We start from the raw sequence: 15,641 nt of genomic DNA on the forward strand, positions 1-15,641 counted from the left end.
GGTCTGCTCCCTCATGGCGAGTGGGGTGGAAGGGGCCCGGACGGCGCTTGGACGGCGAGGCGTCCGGGCCACTGCTTCAGGCGGCGCGCTGTTCTTCGGGGTAGGCGCAGGGCACGCACATGCCGAGCGAGGCCGGGATGACGTATCCGGCGTCTGTGGAGCACTCGGGGCAGGTACGGCGGGCGAGCATCGCCAGGGCGAGCGCGCCCCACTTGCGCGAGGTCATGGGTCGTACGGGCTTGGCCAGCTCGATGCGGTAGAGATAGGCGACCAACGGGTCGCGCCGGAACCGGGGCCGCAGGAGCTGTGCGGCGACCGGCTGGCCGCCGGGCCGGAGCCCCTCGGCGCGGAGCTGCCGGCGGGTGGCCATGCCCTCGGGGGCGAGGCGCCACGGGTAGGTCGGTATCCCGTACCGGGCGCCATCCGGGTCGAAGCACTTGCCGTACGTCAGCGGCCCCATCAGGCAGCCGCCCGTTCGGCACGCTCGGCCTTGAGCGTGTCGCGCAGCAGACGGCCCCTGGCGGACGATGTACGGACCGCCTTGCGGATCGCCTCGGCTGTCAGCTCGCCATCAGACCAGTTGGCCGTGACCGACCGGGCCTCGTCCAGCAGCTCATCCGAATCGCGCGTCGGTCGGGGCGTACGGGCCGACTTCGGCACCCGACCAGTCGCCCGACGCGGAGCCGACTCCGCAGCGGCAACCGTCTTCACCGGACCCGACTGGGGAAGCTCGACCGGTTCGACTACCGGAACCGACTCCGGCAGGGCAACCGGCTCGATGACCGGTACCTGGTCGGCCGACTCAAGAGCGGGGAGTTCGGCCGTCGCGGTCGGGGCCTCGGAGGCCGACTCCCGCAGGTCAGACCCCAACCGATTTACGGTGAACTCTGCCGTTTCATGATGGTTTGTGGATGCGGTGAACATGGCGGCCAGGGCAGCATCCGCGCCGCTGGTGAGCCGCTCGCGCTGGACGTCCAGCAGTCGAGCACCCAGCGAGGCGTCCCCCAAGCCGACTTTCCGGGCCAGCCGCCACGACGTCTGGTCGGACCACTTCCGGACCAGCGACCACGGGTGGTTCTCAGCACGGGCCCGGTGGTAGGCCAGGGCCCGAACCACGGCCGCCGCTTTGGCTTCGGCTTCGGCATCACGGCCGTCCTGGTGGACGACGATCCGCCGGGCGAGGAACGCCATGCCCTCTGCCGCGACGCACATGCCCATCGGGGTCACGGCGTAGATGACGGTGCGCCCCGGGTCATCGGCGGCCATGGCCGCCATCACCGACGCGGCGGCCGGCAGGGCCCACAAGCCGATTCGGATGATCCCCGGGGAGGACTGGCCGAGCATCGTCAGCCCGAGTAGCACCAGTGCCAGAACGGCGGTCGCACCCTCACCGGCCGCCACCGCGCCGAGCGCCGTGCCCGAGCCGTAGGCGCGGCTGATGTTGCTGTAGGTCCCTACCCCACCGGCGACGCCGGTTGCGAGCATGGGCAGGAACGCGGCCGTCAGAACGACTTTCTGCACCGTGGTCAGTGCCTTGCGAGTCGCCATCACGCTGCCACCCCGCTCGTGCCACGGCGGCCGTCACGGCGGCCGTTGACCGTACTCATCTCGGGGACGGTCAACCGGTGCGCGATGCGCCAGCCTCCGCCGCGCTGCTTGGCCTTGTACATCTGCTCATCAGCGCGGCGCAGCAGGGTGGAGAGGTCGCCGTTGCCGGTGCGGTGGTAGGCGGCGCCGATCGAGGAGCTCACCTCGATCGGGTGTCCGTCGAACGGCACGGGCTGGCCGAGTCGGCCGGTCAGCATGAACAGGTCGGCGCGCAGCTTGTCGATGCCGTAGCCGGGGATCAGGGCGGCGAACTCGTCCCCGCCCAGGCGCCCGGCGACGCCGGCGTGTTCCTCGGCCCACCGGCCCAGGCGCTGCCCGGTTTCGCGGATGACCGCGTCTCCGGCCGCGTGGCCGAGGGTGTCGTTGATCTCCTTGAACCGGTTGAGGTCCAAGACGAGTACGGCACGCTGGCACCCTCGGGCCAGGCTCTTGCGGGCCCGCTCCTCGAACGGGTCGCGCGTCCACAGGCCGGTCAGCGGGTCCCGGCGGGCGGCCTCGATCCGGCGCCGCATCCACAGGGTGTGCACGGACCAGCCGGACGCGAGAGGCAGTGCTGCGGTCAGCGCGGTCAGGGCGTGGCTCATGACGCACCGCCCGGCAGCGGGCGGTTGGTCATGCCGGTCAGGTCGGCGATCTCGGCGCCGGTCAGCGTGTCCTGGGCGTCCATGGCGTGTGCGACGGCGGTGATCTCGCCCCACATGCGGTGCATCCGGGCGACCGCCATCGCCTGTACGGCAGCCCACGACTTGCCGCCCTCGGGCGTGTGGTCCCGCCCGAGTCCGTAGCCGTTGGAGGCGAGCACGTCGATGGCCTGCTCACGGTCGTGGTCGGCCACGCAGGAGGCGGCCCGCTCCGGGGTCCACAGTCCGTTGGTGCGCAGCCAGTGCAGGCTGGCCAGCTCGCCCGCCGCGCACTCGGCCGCGTACTCCCACGGGTCGATGTCTCGGGCGTCGGTGTTGGTCCGGCCGGTCACCGACCAGCCTTCGGGCCGCTGCCAGGCGACGACCTCGCTCACGACGACGTGCATGCCGCACGCCATCGACAGGACCGCGTGTCCGGCCTCGTGGAAGGCCGTGATCAAGCGGGTCTGTTCGTAGCTCAGCGCCATGTCGACCACAGCGCGCGGGCTGCCCTTGTGGTCGAGAAGCTCTTCGTACTCGGGGGCCTGATTCCTCATGCCGCTTCCCCCATCCAGGAGGAACGGCCGGCGGCACGGGCAGCGCCCCGCAGGAAGGGGACCGTGCGGGTCAGCGCGTCGGCGTAGAGCGCGTCCCACGCGGCGATCTCGTCCCCGCCCTCGCCCAGCGCGGCCAGCTCCGCGATGACCTCACGGGCCACCTCCTCACGGGCCGCCCGCTCCTGCGCGGTCTCCGGGGTCAGCGGGCCCCGGAACAGGTCGCGGTCGAGTCCGAGGGGCAGTTCGTCGAAGCCGAGCGCCAGCTCTTCGAACTCGGCCGGGTTCACGATCTGGTGGTTACCGATGTACGAACGCATGTGGATCTCTCCTGATGAGCGAAGGGAGCCGGGGCGCCTCGGTCCGTGGTGAGAGGCAGCGCCCCGGAAGGAAGGGGAGTCAGACGGTGGTGATGAGGAGCGCGGCGACCAGCAGCCACAGGTGGTGGAAGGACTGGTCAAGCGCGTAAGCACCGGTACCGAGGTGGCCGGCAGGCTTGCCCTCGGCGGTGACCGGGTGAACCGGGTGCGCCCCGGTGCCCAGGGCGTAGAACTCCGCGAGGCCGACAGCCTTGGCGAGGGCGGCCAGGGTGCTGCGGCGGTCCGCCCACCAGTGCGTCACGGCATCCACACCGAGCCCGACCACCAGTCCCCGAACCGAAAGGTCAAGGTCCAGCAGCAGTGCGACGGGGAGGAGTACGGCGAGCTTGGTGGCGGTCAGGGTGGCGACGTGGCGGGCATCAGCCAGGCGGCCGGTCCAGCCCGGCTTGCCCTTCTGGGCCGACTGGTGCGAGGTCTGGACCCAGTGGTCACCCACGCTGTGAGCGACGTACAGGGCGACGAACACGGCAGCGAACGTTGCAGCATCCACGAGAGCTCCTTGGCGAAGGAAACCGGAGCAGCCTCGGTCCGTGGTGAGAGGCGGCCGCCCCGGGCAGTTGCACACAGAGCCCCGCCAGTTGGGGGCCCGCGCTCCGGCCAGGAGTCGAACCTGACCTACGACCATCGGAGCAACACGGAGGGCCGAGACCTCCGATCACGCAATGCCGAACCCACCAGGAAGGTGGATCCGGGCAGGCACCTGGCCCGACATGGGCGGTCGGGGTGGTGGCCTGCACCCATGACCACACCTGTGCATGTGGCTGGGTCGGCACGCTCTTCAGTTCTCAAGCAACGGGCGCGGCCTTCGTACTCGCCCCTGCGGGCTTTCCTCCGGGCGTTCCATGAGGAACATGTATTACGTGTTCCTCATCTTGCAGAGAAGGATTCGCTCCGTCAAGCCCTTCGGCTTTTTGGGGTTCTGCGAGTCCCTCGCTCGATCTGCTTACAGATTGGCCTCAGGGCCGAAGACGATCGACCCCGCACATGTACGACTTGTGGACGACTTCGCTACGGTGAAGTCGCACCAAGTCGTCCCATGGGGGGAGAGCACGGCATGGCCAACGAACGACTGCGCGGCGCGATCATCGAGAGCGGCCTGACGCTCGATCAAGTAGGGGCACGCCTAGGGGTGTCGGCGAAGACTGTGGAGCGCTGGATCGGCGATCCGAAGCGCAAGCCGTACCGCCGCTTTCAGTACGCCGCAGCCTCGCTGCTTCAGTGCGAGATGTCCTACCTCTGGCCGGAGGAACGGACGTCTGCCGAGGTGACAGAGGCGGGGAATGCGGAGCTGATCAAGCTGTACCCACACCGCTCCGTCGTACCGAACCGGTTGTGGCCGCAGCTCTATGCGAAGGCGAAGGAGCACTTCGACGTGCTCGTCTACTCCGGCTTCTGGCTCACCGAGGACTCCACGTTCCACCAGGTCGTGAAGGAGAAGTCAGCGGCCGGCGTCTCCATCCGCTTCATGCTCGGCGAACCGGAGAGCCCAGCCGTCGCGGTGCGCGGTGCTGATGAGGGCATCGGATCTGCCATGGCGAGCAAGGTTCGGAACGCGCTCGTCAACTACGGGCCCCTCTTCGCGCTCCCCGGGGTCGAGTTCCGGCTCCACGCCACCACCCTCTACAACTCGATCTACCGGGCCGATGACGAGATGCTGGCTAACGGCCACCTGTACGGGGTCGGCGCGTACATGGCCCCTGTCCTGCACATCCAGCGGGTGCCTGGGGGCGAACTGTTCGATGCGTACGCTGAGAGCATCGAACGGGTCTGGGAATCGGCCAGGCCCATCGCCTCACCCGTCGACTTCGGAGGTCCGCACGCATGAGCCGAATCGACTACTTCCGCGACCCCAACGCGCCGGCTGCCAACTCCGTGGTCCCCTCGGTCACCGCAGTCGTCCGTGATGATGCCGGACGGCTGCTCATTATCCACAAGACCGACAACGACTTGTGGGCGCTCCCCGGGGGCGGCCACGACATCGGCGAGAGCATCGGCGACACGGTCGTGCGGGAGGTGGAGGAGGAAACGGGGATCACGGTCGAGATCGACGGGATCTCGGGGCTCTACACCGACCCTCAGCACGTCCTCGCGTACGACGACGGCGAGGTGCGGCAGCAGTTCTCGATCTGCTTCCGCGCCCACCCGACCGGCGGTTCACTTCGGACGAGCAGCGAGTCGAAAGAGGTCCGCTGGATGGATCCGGCGGACCTCGACGAACTGGACATCCACCCGTCCATGAGGCTGCGCATCCAGCACGGCCTGGACGACTCGCGGTCTGAGCCCTATATCGGCTGATCTCCGGCGGCCACCTTGGCCATGCGGGACTCCACCCGCTCCGCAGCCGCATGGATCTCCGGTGCCGCCCGTTGGATGAAGCGGCCGACGATCGTGTCCGGCCCGTACCGCTCTACGATCTCGGCCAGCCGCCGCGCCGGCGTGGTGTGGAGCCCGTCCGGCGTAGTCGTCATGTCGCAGAACAGCAACGCGTCCACGAGGTCGGGGCGCTCCAGCTCGAATTCGCTCTCCAGCTCATGCCGGAGCCCTCGCTCCTCGGCCTCCAGGAGAGCGCAGGAGTGGTGGGCCACTAGGCGGACAACCCTTTCGTCCGCGCCCTCCTGGTCGCGGAGGAACCGGGCCCCGTCCAGCGGGTGGAAGCCCGTGGTGGCGAGGCTCGGCGAGTAGCCGATGTCGTGCAGCACCGCGGCTGCTTCCAGCAGCTCCGCGTCGGCGCTGAGGATCGGGCCCAGCGACCGGGCGCGCTCCGCGACCCCGAGGGAGTGCACCCAACGGCGCGGCAGCGGATCGGACAGCAGCGATTCGGAGAGCGAGTAGGCCCACGTAGTCAGTCCCATGACGGCCAAGGCTACGGCCGGCTGCTGGGAGTGGGGAGGGCGCGTACGGTGCGCCCCTTACCGTGGACCGTGTCGAGCAGGCCGTGGCCCTCCATCTGGGCAAGGGCACGACGCACAGCGGTACGTGAGACCCCGAAGCGCTCACAGAGGCTCGCCTCAGAGGGGTAGTTGTCACCGACAGCCAAGGAGTCCTCAGAGACCAAGGCGGTCATCCGTTCTACGAGAGATCTACGGTCGCCCGCCCGGGCAACCTGCCAACCGACGCCGGGGACAGACTCAATCATCCCTTCAGCTTCGAGGACTTTGAGAGCTCGCCGGATCGTGTTACGTGAGACGCCATGCAGGGCCCCGAGGGCAGCTTCGGAGCCCAAGGCTCCTTCGATATCACCACCGACGATCCCACTCCGCAGCACCTCGGAGATGAACAGGTAGGTACCACGCGGGCTGGCCTCCGCCACTTGGGCTCCTCTCATGTCTCGTTGCTTGGTCCCAGCGTCGCACGGCCGGACGACCACACGACTGGCCTACCGGCCCGGGGGTCCACCTGGGTGCGGGCGCTGGTCCTCGGCTTTGGGTCCTTCAAAGCCAAGTTTGCACCCGCGCGAGTTAAGGGAAACCGTCTGCCCATCGCCCGAGGTCACAGATAGGATCACCACTCACGAGAACTGACCAAGGAGCCATCTTGTCGGAATCATCATGGGCAGGGCTAGCCGAATCGATCGGGTCGATCCGCCAGGAGCTTCAGCAAGCCATGCAGGCAGGTGCGGGACAGGATCTCGTATTCGCCCTTGGGCCTGTAGAGCTAGAGCTGAGCGTCGACGTAAAGAAGGACGTCGGCGGGAACATTAAAGTTCGCGTCCTAAGTTTTGGAAGTGCCGAGGCGAAGGCAGCTATCGCATCTGGAGAAGCGAGCAAACTTAAGCTCACCCTGCTCCCAGAAGACGCAAGCGGAAAGAGTGTACGAATCTCATCTCAGTCAACGACACGACCCGAGTAATTCGCTAAACAGAGGTGAGCACAGGTGACTTTCGACCCGAGTCGAGTTGTCCAAATTTGGTGCAACCGCAAGAACGGCTCCGGATATCTAGTGTCGGATCGACTTGTGCTCACCGCCTATCACGTGGTCGACGGCGACGGAAGCACTGACGTACGCCGGGTAGGCCACGAGGATCAATCTTGGAAATCAGCTTCGGTGGTTTGGCCTAACGAACGGCCTCCCTTCGAATCCGATGAGCTATCAGATGTAGCCCTACTTCTAGTCGCGGGCAACCCATGGGAGTCAGAGGGAATCAGCCCGGTCCGTTGGGGCGAGATCGTCGGCCATGACCGCATCACCTGCGTAGGGGTCGGATTTCCCGACGCGGACGCCACGGAAGCACGGCGTGAGAGTTTCGCTGTGAGAGGCGACATCGATCCACTTCACATGATCAGCAGCGGCATTCTGACAGTGCACGTAAATTCGGGAATCGTGCCACGAGTCATGCAAGCTGGATCAAGCTGGGGCGGAGCGTCTGGAACCGCTCTCTTCTGCCAGGATCGCTTGACCGCAGTCACAATTACCAATCACATGATCTCTGACACTGCAAATGTACTGCACGCGGTCCCGGCCTTGCAATTCAGCGAGGACCCGGGGTTCAAGAGTGCAGTTAAAAGATTTGGCGGAGAAGCAGGCTCGGCGCTTAATTCCCCAGCTCAGACCATCAGACGTATCGCGGCATCGACACCCTCTAGCGTCGTCGAGGTGCTGGCATGCACAGTCGAGTGGATCAATGCTCCTCTACTGCCATTTCCGGCCAAGAGGCGTCTCCGCGAGATCCTGGACTCTGCCCTGCGGGAATTCGATTCAAGCGAATCGACCCCTTATCGCAGAGATAGCGACAACGACGGCACCCTCCTGGTGTTCCCCGTATCAAGCGAGAATGAGCGCTCCCTGGCCGCGCACCTACTCAAAAGATTCGATGAAGAAATCCACAAAGATTGGGAGCGCACCAAGTACACAAGGGTTCACCCTCAACTTCGAGTCTTCATACATTCCGGATTCACGCACAAAGACAGCGAGGGCGAATACACGGGCGGGATTTTTGATGAGCTACACGAGCATCGCCAGAGTGGATCACTCCAAGACGCACTGAACGGTGACCCCATAGGGGTGATCTGCATCGCGAGCGACGCTGTCTACAACTCCAAGGCGAGCCCACTTCGAAACAGCCCCGGAAAGTGGATCGGCTTTACCAGTGCCCCTGATGCCGGAACTCCCATGAAAACATGGATTAGGGTCTCTATTTCGAATCCACAGCACTCCACCACGATCGAGCCATCCGCGCAGGCGACATGCCTGCTCGTCGCCTCTTTTGCGAGCGACGAACCCTTCACATCGGCCCATTGTGATAGCGCAGCATCACACATGAAAACCACCCTTCAAGAGGTTTCGAAATCGCCTCCAGAAGGGTACCTTGAACTCGACTTGCGGATTGAATCTTGGGGAACGCATGGCGTGTCGATAACAGCCACAGCAGCACGGCCAGCAATGTTCCTGGCGGGCTACCTGTTGCCATACATGACCAAAAATCTGGTGATATTCAACCATCGCAAGCCGGCCGCTGTCCGAATGAATGCAGGAATCCATTTGACTGAAAATCAAGGGGCCGATGATGGAAATACGGCTATCACTTCAGCCCGCCTAGCAGCATGCGCGGAGAAGATACGGGCAGGCCTTAGAGAGGGCGAAATCATCACTTCATGCCTAATCTCTAGCCGAGCGCGTTCATGTGAGTCAGATAACCTGTCGGACTTCATTGATCCGTCTCGTTTTATACAAGTGCCGGAGAATGGCATGGAAGGGCAGATTGATGCCTGGCTATACGTGCCGTACTCGCCCGACATGTCTTAGACGCGCCCATTTCGGCACGCAATCCAGGGTCGCCGCAACGGATCGGCCCGTCTCAGTTTCCGTCTCATTCATCAACGTACGCCGCCGTCCAGACAGGGGCGCTGAATCGATCCCACAGACGGTCTTGCGAAGGGTGGATTGCCAAGTATGGCGCTGGACGATGACCTAAATGAAGCTCTTACCCCTCTCCATTTTGGATTTAACGCGGGGCTGTGGGCAGGTGTGATAGATCTGCAAATATCCAGGGTCAAGCCGATCGAAGATATGGCCACTCGGTACTTCGGCGCCTGGAAGGCGATCCAGGACGGGCAGCCCACCGCAGAGCAGGTGGCTATTAACGACGAACTGCAGGCAGCTCTCGTAATCGACCCAGAAGCAGATCGGGCATTTAAGGTGTTCCTCCATCCCACTGTTTCTAGGGATGCCGTCATGCTCCTCGTGGCGATGCGCGGCCTGCTGGCCTCAGCTGATCAGATGATCAAGCAAGCGAAGCCCCTGGGGAAAGATGCCGCTTTAAGGCGGGCCGTCGACGCATTCACCGATTCTCAACCGCTCGTCAAGCTATTTCGAGATGTACTCATCCATAGCGACGAGTATTCTGTCGGCCTTGGACGGCATCGCCATAGGGCAACTAACCCTGACGAGGGCATTACGGTTAGTCAGGGTGACGACGGAACCATCCTTGTTACGTGGGGTGGGCACACTTTGCACCTACTCCAAGCGGCCAATGATTCCCTGACTCTTTGGCGGGCCCTTAGGCATGAATACTGGGGAAAGCTTCTCGGTAACTAAGGGCCGTTCCGGCAACGGCCCACGGCCGCCAGGCGCATGCCAGCTAAGGGGTTGCGTAGACGGAGCTAGGAAGCTCAAGCCAAGCTGCAAGAGCTTCGGAAGAAGAAGTGGTCCTGGTGGTGACGGGCCCCTGACATCTATCGCTGACATCAACGCGGGTGGACGCTGGCACTTCCGCTCGGCCCCGTAGGGGCGTCACGACCTCGGATCGGTGCGTGTCGATGGGTGGGCGAGCTTACAAAGCAGTTGTCGCGGGAAAGGACGCACGAACGATGTCCGGGTGGCCAGCCTTCCAAAGCCTCAGAACAGGATGAGCTCGGTGGCCCTGAGTGAATACGGCGACGGGTCACTCTGGAGGATGCCCTCTCCGGCGAGGGGGCGGCCGCACTCTGCTACCAGAACCTCGCGCCTGGCCGTCAGGTGGCCTCCTAAACTGACGCGTCACACAGAGCCTCAGGGGGCGCCCATGGCCGTTCAGGAGCAACTTTCGATCCTTGCGAGACCCAGTCGAAGCCTCGTCATCGGAGGCCCACGGTTGGCGTCCTCCGGGCAAGCCAATCCGCCTCGCTCATCGCGCAGCACCAGCAGATATCCGAGCTCCAGTCGCGAGCAGCCATCGTCGGGCCGTCGGGCCCCACCGGCCCGCAGGGACTCCCCGGTCCCCGCGGTGACGCTGGGCTTCCAGGGAAAGACGGCACGGATGGCAAGGATGGCAAAGACCCGAGCCCCGGTGTGTCCGGCATCGTCGAGGGCAACGGCAAGGCAGAGCCGCTGACGCAGACAGCAGCCCGCGCCTACTGCACCCAACTCGCTCAGAAGGCATGGCTTGACTCTTCGGGTGGGGACCCGACTATGAACGAGCTCACGGGTGCTTACACGCAGGCTCAACGGGAAAAGTCGTTCAAGCAGTGCATGAGCGATGAAGGCTGGCCGCAGAGGTAGCCGGCAGAGCCACGAAGGGGCTGGAGAGCACGATCGCGGGGCCTGCTCGCCTTCAATGGTTGCGCTCGGCCACCTCTCCGCGAGCTGAGTCAGCGCCGCTGGATCCTCCGCCTCACTGGCGAGGCCGCAGCTGCGTGCACGGTATGCGATAGAACTCGCGGACTCACGGAATCCATCTCGGCAAAAATCACAGGTCAGAGCGGATACTTGGGCTCCCTCAGGCATGCCCTCCGGAGCCGTGTGCGCAGGTTCGAATCCTGCCGGGGGCACTTCGCAGGAAGTGCCCAAAGACCCCGCCATCAGCGGCAACGCTGAGAACGGGGTCTTCGCGTATGCGCAGCCAACTGCCGTACAGGCACCCGCATGTCAGACCCTGCGCTCAGCGCGCACGCCCCGGAAGGACGTTTCGGGCCGGCCGCCCAGGAAGGTACGGCGGAAGTGCTCCGGGACTTCTCCCAGGAGGTGGACCCGTGCCACGCCCGGGCGGGTCCTTGCTGTCACCGGGCCGTACCGAGTACGAGGAGCGGGTCGGTCCACCGCCGCCTGCCCTCGATGACGCTGCCGGAGTCACGGCGGCGGCTGCGCGGGTACGAGTGGCTGATGGTGATCCCGCGCGCGATCGCCCAGCAGCTGGGCGGCGCCGACGGCATTGCCGCGGCCGGTTATTTCCAGCGCGTCGAGACCCTGCGCGACGGCGCCGTGCTGCTCCAGGTCACCGCGGAGTTCCAGGACTTCACGGGCGAGGCGATCGAACGGACGTGGCGGCTGCTGCGACCCGCGCTGAGGCCGGGGCTGCCCAAGCGCTTCGACTCCGACGCGGGACGGCCGCCGAGCCGGATCTGGTACGCCGACATCGCCTGAGCCCGGGGCGCAGTGGTGATCGGTTTCCGGCGGGTCGTACGAGGGAGTGGAGTGGGGATCGGCGGATTTGCGGCTTGGGGGGTCGGGGTGGGGTGTCTAGGATTTTGGGGGAGGCTGCATTGTGCCGCTGACCTGGCACTTTGTGGATCGGGAGTCTTACGGCGATCGGGGTGGCACGGGATGCGTGAGCTGGCTGAGTCGGCGCGGCAGTGGGTCTCGGAGGGGCGGGCCGGGTTTCTGGCGCGGCCCATCACCGAGCAGGGGTTCGGGCCCCGGGACGCCGGTGGGGCGGTGCTCGTCGATCCGCGCGGGGAGTGCGTCGGGGCCCTGTACCGGGGGGTGTTCGACGCCGAACTCGTCGCGGAAGCGGGGGCCTTGGCGGCCGGGGACAGCGCCCGGGTGTGTGAGGTGTCCGTACGCGGGCCCGAGGCCGTGGAGGCGCGGCTGACCTGTGGCGGTCAGGCGGAGATCCTGCTCCAGCCGCTGTCCGCCGTACCGGCCGCGTGGTGGGACCTGCTGGCCGAGGGAGCCGGGGTCGCGCTGGTGACGCGGCTCAACGAGGCCGCCGACCGGGCGGAGAGCGAGATCGTACGGGCGCTCGACGCCGAGCCCGCCACGGATGCGGAGCGCAGGGCGGCCGAGTTGCTGGGTACGCACCGGGCCGGCCGGGACGCGCTGTACGAGCGGTCGGGGCTGGTGCTGGTGGAGGCGTACCCGGCAGCTCCTTGCCTGGTGATCGGGGGCGGCGGCGAGCTGGCGCGGGTGATCGAGCGGCAGGCGCGGCTGCTGGGCTGGGACGCCGTGCTGGTCGAGGACGCCGCCGGGGCGGCGCAGGCGCTGCGGGCCCGCCGGGACGGGGCCTGCCTGGTGATGCTGAGCCACGATCCCGACTTCGACGTGCCGACGCTGCGGGGCGCGCTCGCGGCCGGGGTCCCGTACGTCGGCGCGCTCGGCTCCCGCAAGACCCAGGCGCGGCGACGCGAGGGGCTGCTGGCGGACGGGGTCGCCGAGGCGCAGCTGGCGCGGGTGCACGGACCGATCGGGCTGGACCTGGGGGCGCGTACGCCCGCCGAGACGGCCCTCGCCATCTGTGCGGAGATCCTGAGCGTGCTGGGCTCGCGGGGCGGCGGGACGCGGGGGACGGGCGCCTTGCGGGACGCGGAGGGGCCCATAAACGTTTAGGGGTGTGTGGTGAGCAGGTGCGCTTCGCGCGGGCACCGGGGTCCGCGCGGGGCTCGCGGATCGGCGGCAGCAGCCCCGGACCCTCGGGCGAGGGCCAAGCGGCCAGACGGCCGGGTGGCGAGGGGCCGAGGGGACAGGCGGCCCGCAGATCCGGGCTTGAGCGCTTGCTCAGCCCATGTCAGTCGCAGTTGCTCATCGGTCACCCGGTCTGTCCGGAGTCCGAGTCTGTGATCCAGCGCCCTTCGACGGGGTCGTGCACGTACGCCGGCCTCCCCCTGGTCCCGCTCGTGCGGAACGGCTTCCCGCCGTCCGTGATCCGCACCGTCCCTGTACGGCCCCCGGCGCTCCACTCCAGCTCCAGGTACCAGCGGCAGTCGCAGCCCGCCGTCCGCGCGGAGACCAGCAGCTCCTCGGGGTCGGAGGAGGTGACCTTGTACGGGAAGGAGACGGCCGGGATCTGCCGGACCTCGGCGCCGGAGGCGTCAAGGCCGTCGACGGGCCTCGCGAGCGGGCGCGGCTGGTCGAGGTCCACGGCGAAGTGGCGCGGGGTGACGGCGCCGCCACAGCCGTTGTCCATCCGGTACGCGTTCCACGGCAGCGGCGCGGCGCGGTCGACCACGCGCACGTGCAGGGCATGGAGGACGACGGCGTCGGACGGCGACCGGCCCTGGACCGTGATCCGCACCAGCGCCTCCCCGCCGTGCACGGCACCGTGCGTCCCGGCCCACGCCCCGGAGTCGGCCGCGACCGGTGGCGCGGCGACCGCGCGGGGGGCCCGGTCCACGAGGTAGGTGTGCCCGCAGCCGCCCTCCCAGAGCTGGGAACCGATGCTCCAGGTGAAGGGGAGGGGGGCCGCGGTCGGCCCCGGAGCGGTGGAAGCGGGAGCGGGGGCGGAAGCCGTACGAGTGGGGCGGCCGAGCAGGGCGGCGGCGAGGGCGAGCACGACGAGGGCGACGGCGGCGGCTACGAGGAGGAGGGGAGCGGGGGCGCCACGACGGGGGCGGGCGCGGGGCGCCTCCGGCGCGGTCGGGTCCGGGGCGGGGCCGGGGCCCGGTTCCGGGGCGGACGGTTCCGGGTTCGATTCCGGCGCGGCCGACACGGCCGGCACAGGCGTGGGCGCGGGCGAGGCCGCTCGGCGGCGGGCGCGGTCCGCCTCCGTCCAGGCCGCCTCCAGGGCCCGCCGTTCCTCCTCGTCCGCCCCGCACAGCAGGGCGAGGCGGTCGACCACGGCGAACTCCTCCGGGACGGTCGCGCCCGAGCAGTAGCGGTGGAGGGTGGACGCGCTGACGCTCAGCCGCCGGCCCAGCGCCTCGTAACTCCTCCCGTCCCGCGCCTTCAGCGCGCGCACGAGCCCCGCGAACTCCTCGACGGCGGCGTCCTTCGGCATTCCATCCCCCTCGACCCTGCGTCCCATCCTTCACGTCCTTGCACGTCAGCGGGGGTGGGATGGTTCCGGGACGGCTGGTGGGCGCGTGATCGTTGCAGTCGGCGGGCGCCGGCCCCACGCTGGTTGAGCACTGACCGAACGAACGACCCGCGACGGGGGACCCACCACCATGAACAAGCTCCGCACCGCACTCGCCACCGCAGCCGCTGCCGCACTGGGACTCGCGGCCCTCGCCACGGCCCCGGCGCAGGCCGCTGCCCAGCCCGTTTTCCTCGCCGCCTCCCAGATGCCGCCGTCGTCGACGCCCTGGACCGCCACCCAGGTCTTCACCGGCGTCCCGGAGAACGGCGGCGTCCTGTGCGCCCCGTACAAGATCCCGGCGCAGAACACCCGCTACCGCGAGTTCAGCACCGAGCTCGACACCAACGGCGTCCAGGTCACCACCGTCGCCCGTACCGAGGCCGACGCCGTGAAGCTGGTCGACACCCTCCGCGCGGCCCTCGCCGGCTGCGGTCCCCTGCTGGAGCAGCAGAACCCGGGCCTGCAGGCCGTCAGCGCCTCCCACGGCAAGCTCGATGTCGAGGAGGGCGCCTGGGTCTACAGCCTGGACACCGCCGACCCGCAGATCGGCATCTCCGACATCCACCTGTTCTCCGTCGGCCGCGACGGCCGCACCGTCACCCTCGTCCGCTGGGGCCAGATGGGCGACCTCAAGGACGCCCCGCTGACCGCCTTCCGCACCACGACGAAGACCGCCGTCAACAAGCTCCACTGACCCGAAGGCTCCCCCGAGGGCTGACCACAGCTCGACAGCGGCGCGGCCGGAACCCGGGCGCGCCGCTGTCGTGCCCACCTGCTCGCCGGCGGCGACCACTTCCTGGCCCTCACCGGCATCGCCTGCACCCTCATCCGTTACCGCAGACTCGCCACATCAGATGGTCTCTTGGCCGCCAGCGGCCCAGCCGCCCAGTGGCTCGGATGCCCGCGGCCTGGCGCCCCGCTGCCCCATACCGGCAGATTTATGGTCATTACGGGCGCATACGCCGTGCCCCGCCGGGTAAAGGTCCACCATGGAAACGACCCTGAGCGACATCGCGTGGTTCCTGGTCGTCGGGATCGCCGTCACCGGGTTCCTGATCGCCGCCTTCTGGCTGGGCAAACGGGTCCGGGCCCAGGAGCCCGCGCCCCCCACCGCCGAGAGCCAGCCGCACCTGCCGGACGGCGGCGCGGTGCACGAGCTGCTCGAAGAGCGGGAGCCGGTGGAGATTCCCGAGGGCGGCCTCCGGCCGCACGAGATGCAGGGCTATGGGAACTTCGGCTCGACCACCTCCAGCCACCCGGAGGAGGCCCGGGCGGAGCGTGACGCCGGATACACCTCCTGGCACCACCGGCCGCCGACCCGGCCGGTCGACCCCCCGAACGGTCAGCCGCCGGTCGAAGGCGGCGGGGTGGGCCCCACCTGAGGGCACGGACGATTGCGTGGTGGTGGGGGGGCGGGGGGGGGGCCCCCCCCCCATAGACGCGGGAGAAACCCCCCCCCGCCCCCGGAAAGCCAAGAAGAAAAACCCCGGGC

General features: G+C 67.7%; 18 protein-coding genes and 1 pseudogene. 10 read left to right on the forward strand and 9 right to left on the reverse strand.

The features are described 5' to 3' along the window. Positions 1 to 76: 76 nt before the first annotated feature. From ABZY31_RS12515 to ABZY31_RS12540, 6 genes are all read right to left on the reverse strand, one after another. Positions 77 to 460, reverse strand: a complete 384-nt coding sequence (locus ABZY31_RS12515; protein ID WP_356408295.1) for an RRQRL motif-containing zinc-binding protein — start codon at positions 458 to 460, stop codon at positions 77 to 79. Next, positions 460 to 1,548 (reverse strand): conjugal transfer protein, encoded by a 1,089-nt coding sequence (locus ABZY31_RS12520; RefSeq protein WP_356408298.1) that lies wholly within the window; start codon positions 1,546 to 1,548, stop codon positions 460 to 462. The genes ABZY31_RS12515 and ABZY31_RS12520 overlap by 1 nt, the downstream gene beginning before the upstream one ends. After that, entirely contained in the window at positions 1,548 to 2,192 is a 645-nt protein-coding gene (locus ABZY31_RS12525) for a GGDEF domain-containing protein (protein WP_356408300.1), read from the reverse strand. The genes ABZY31_RS12520 and ABZY31_RS12525 overlap by 1 nt, the downstream gene beginning before the upstream one ends. Beyond that, the gene (locus ABZY31_RS12530; RefSeq protein WP_356408303.1) at positions 2,189 to 2,785 is read right to left on the reverse strand and encodes a hypothetical protein; all 597 of its coding nucleotides are present in this window, start codon (positions 2,783 to 2,785) and stop codon (positions 2,189 to 2,191) included. The genes ABZY31_RS12525 and ABZY31_RS12530 overlap by 4 nt, the downstream gene beginning before the upstream one ends. Next, positions 2,782 to 3,102 carry a hypothetical protein gene (locus ABZY31_RS12535; protein ID WP_356408306.1) on the reverse strand — a complete coding sequence of 107 codons (321 nt, stop codon included), beginning with the start codon at positions 3,100 to 3,102 and terminating at the stop codon, positions 2,782 to 2,784. The genes ABZY31_RS12530 and ABZY31_RS12535 overlap by 4 nt, the downstream gene beginning before the upstream one ends. A 79-nt stretch (positions 3,103 to 3,181) precedes the next feature. Then, complete coding sequence (locus tag ABZY31_RS12540) at positions 3,182 to 3,652, reverse strand: transcriptional regulator (protein WP_356408309.1); 471 nt, start codon at positions 3,650 to 3,652, stop codon at positions 3,182 to 3,184. 564 nt (positions 3,653 to 4,216) lie between these two features. Between ABZY31_RS12540 and ABZY31_RS12545 the strand changes: the two genes are divergently transcribed. Both ABZY31_RS12545 and ABZY31_RS12550 read left to right on the forward strand, forming a co-directional pair. Then, a complete protein-coding gene (locus tag ABZY31_RS12545; protein WP_356408312.1) occupies positions 4,217 to 4,987 on the forward strand; it encodes a helix-turn-helix transcriptional regulator in 771 nt (256 codons plus the stop codon). Continuing rightward, positions 4,984 to 5,457: an NUDIX domain-containing protein gene (locus ABZY31_RS12550; RefSeq protein WP_356408316.1), complete on the forward strand. Its 474-nt coding sequence runs from the start codon at positions 4,984 to 4,986 to the stop codon at positions 5,455 to 5,457. The genes ABZY31_RS12545 and ABZY31_RS12550 overlap by 4 nt, the downstream gene beginning before the upstream one ends. On the opposite strand, the gene ABZY31_RS12555 is transcribed toward ABZY31_RS12550, so the two are convergent. Both ABZY31_RS12555 and ABZY31_RS12560 read right to left on the reverse strand, forming a co-directional pair. After that, entirely contained in the window at positions 5,445 to 6,014 is a 570-nt protein-coding gene (locus tag ABZY31_RS12555; RefSeq protein WP_356408319.1) for an HD domain-containing protein, read from the reverse strand. The two genes, ABZY31_RS12550 and ABZY31_RS12555, sit on opposite strands and share 13 nt — an antisense overlap. A gap of 11 nt (positions 6,015 to 6,025) precedes the next feature. After that, positions 6,026 to 6,472 carry a winged helix-turn-helix domain-containing protein gene (locus ABZY31_RS12560; RefSeq protein WP_356408322.1) on the reverse strand — a complete coding sequence of 149 codons (447 nt, stop codon included), beginning with the start codon at positions 6,470 to 6,472 and terminating at the stop codon, positions 6,026 to 6,028. 224 nt (positions 6,473 to 6,696) lie between these two features. Here ABZY31_RS12560 and ABZY31_RS12565 point away from each other — a divergent pair, with 224 nt between their 5' ends. From ABZY31_RS12565 to ABZY31_RS12590, 6 genes and pseudogenes are all read left to right on the forward strand, one after another. Continuing rightward, a complete protein-coding gene (locus tag ABZY31_RS12565; protein WP_356408325.1) occupies positions 6,697 to 7,011 on the forward strand; it encodes a trypco2 family protein in 315 nt (104 codons plus the stop codon). Positions 7,012 to 7,035: 24 nt separating this feature from the next. Beyond that, a pseudogene (locus tag ABZY31_RS12570) lies at positions 7,036 to 7,560 on the forward strand (trypsin-like peptidase domain-containing protein); the annotation flags it as partial. A 21-nt stretch (positions 7,561 to 7,581) separates the two neighbouring features. Next, positions 7,582 to 8,904: a hypothetical protein gene (locus tag ABZY31_RS12575; protein ID WP_356408366.1), complete on the forward strand. Its 1,323-nt coding sequence runs from the start codon at positions 7,582 to 7,584 to the stop codon at positions 8,902 to 8,904. A gap of 147 nt (positions 8,905 to 9,051) precedes the next feature. Next, positions 9,052 to 9,696 (forward strand): hypothetical protein, encoded by a 645-nt coding sequence (locus ABZY31_RS12580; RefSeq protein ID WP_356408328.1) that lies wholly within the window; start codon positions 9,052 to 9,054, stop codon positions 9,694 to 9,696. A gap of 1,494 nt (positions 9,697 to 11,190) precedes the next feature. Continuing rightward, positions 11,191 to 11,499, forward strand: coding sequence for a hypothetical protein (locus ABZY31_RS12585; RefSeq protein WP_356408331.1), 309 nt, complete (start codon positions 11,191 to 11,193; stop codon positions 11,497 to 11,499). 180 nt (positions 11,500 to 11,679) lie between these two features. Next, positions 11,680 to 12,681 carry an XdhC family protein gene (locus ABZY31_RS12590; protein ID WP_356408334.1) on the forward strand — a complete coding sequence of 334 codons (1,002 nt, stop codon included), beginning with the start codon at positions 11,680 to 11,682 and terminating at the stop codon, positions 12,679 to 12,681. Positions 12,682 to 12,880: 199 nt separating this feature from the next. Here ABZY31_RS12590 and ABZY31_RS12595 read toward each other — a convergent pair whose 3' ends face one another. Continuing rightward, entirely contained in the window at positions 12,881 to 14,068 is a 1,188-nt protein-coding gene (locus tag ABZY31_RS12595; protein WP_356408337.1) for a helix-turn-helix transcriptional regulator, read from the reverse strand. Positions 14,069 to 14,237: 169 nt separating this feature from the next. Between ABZY31_RS12595 and ABZY31_RS12600 the strand changes: the two genes are divergently transcribed. Next, positions 14,238 to 14,843: a hypothetical protein gene (locus ABZY31_RS12600; RefSeq protein WP_356408340.1), complete on the forward strand. Its 606-nt coding sequence runs from the start codon at positions 14,238 to 14,240 to the stop codon at positions 14,841 to 14,843. Positions 14,844 to 15,138: 295 nt separating this feature from the next. After that, positions 15,139 to 15,531: a DUF6479 family protein gene (locus ABZY31_RS12605; RefSeq protein WP_356408343.1), complete on the forward strand. Its 393-nt coding sequence runs from the start codon at positions 15,139 to 15,141 to the stop codon at positions 15,529 to 15,531. Positions 15,532 to 15,641 lie beyond the last annotated feature (110 nt).

The organism is Streptomyces sp. NPDC006529, from assembly GCF_040611795.1.
Classification (GTDB): Bacteria; Actinomycetota; Actinomycetes; order Streptomycetales; family Streptomycetaceae; genus Streptomyces.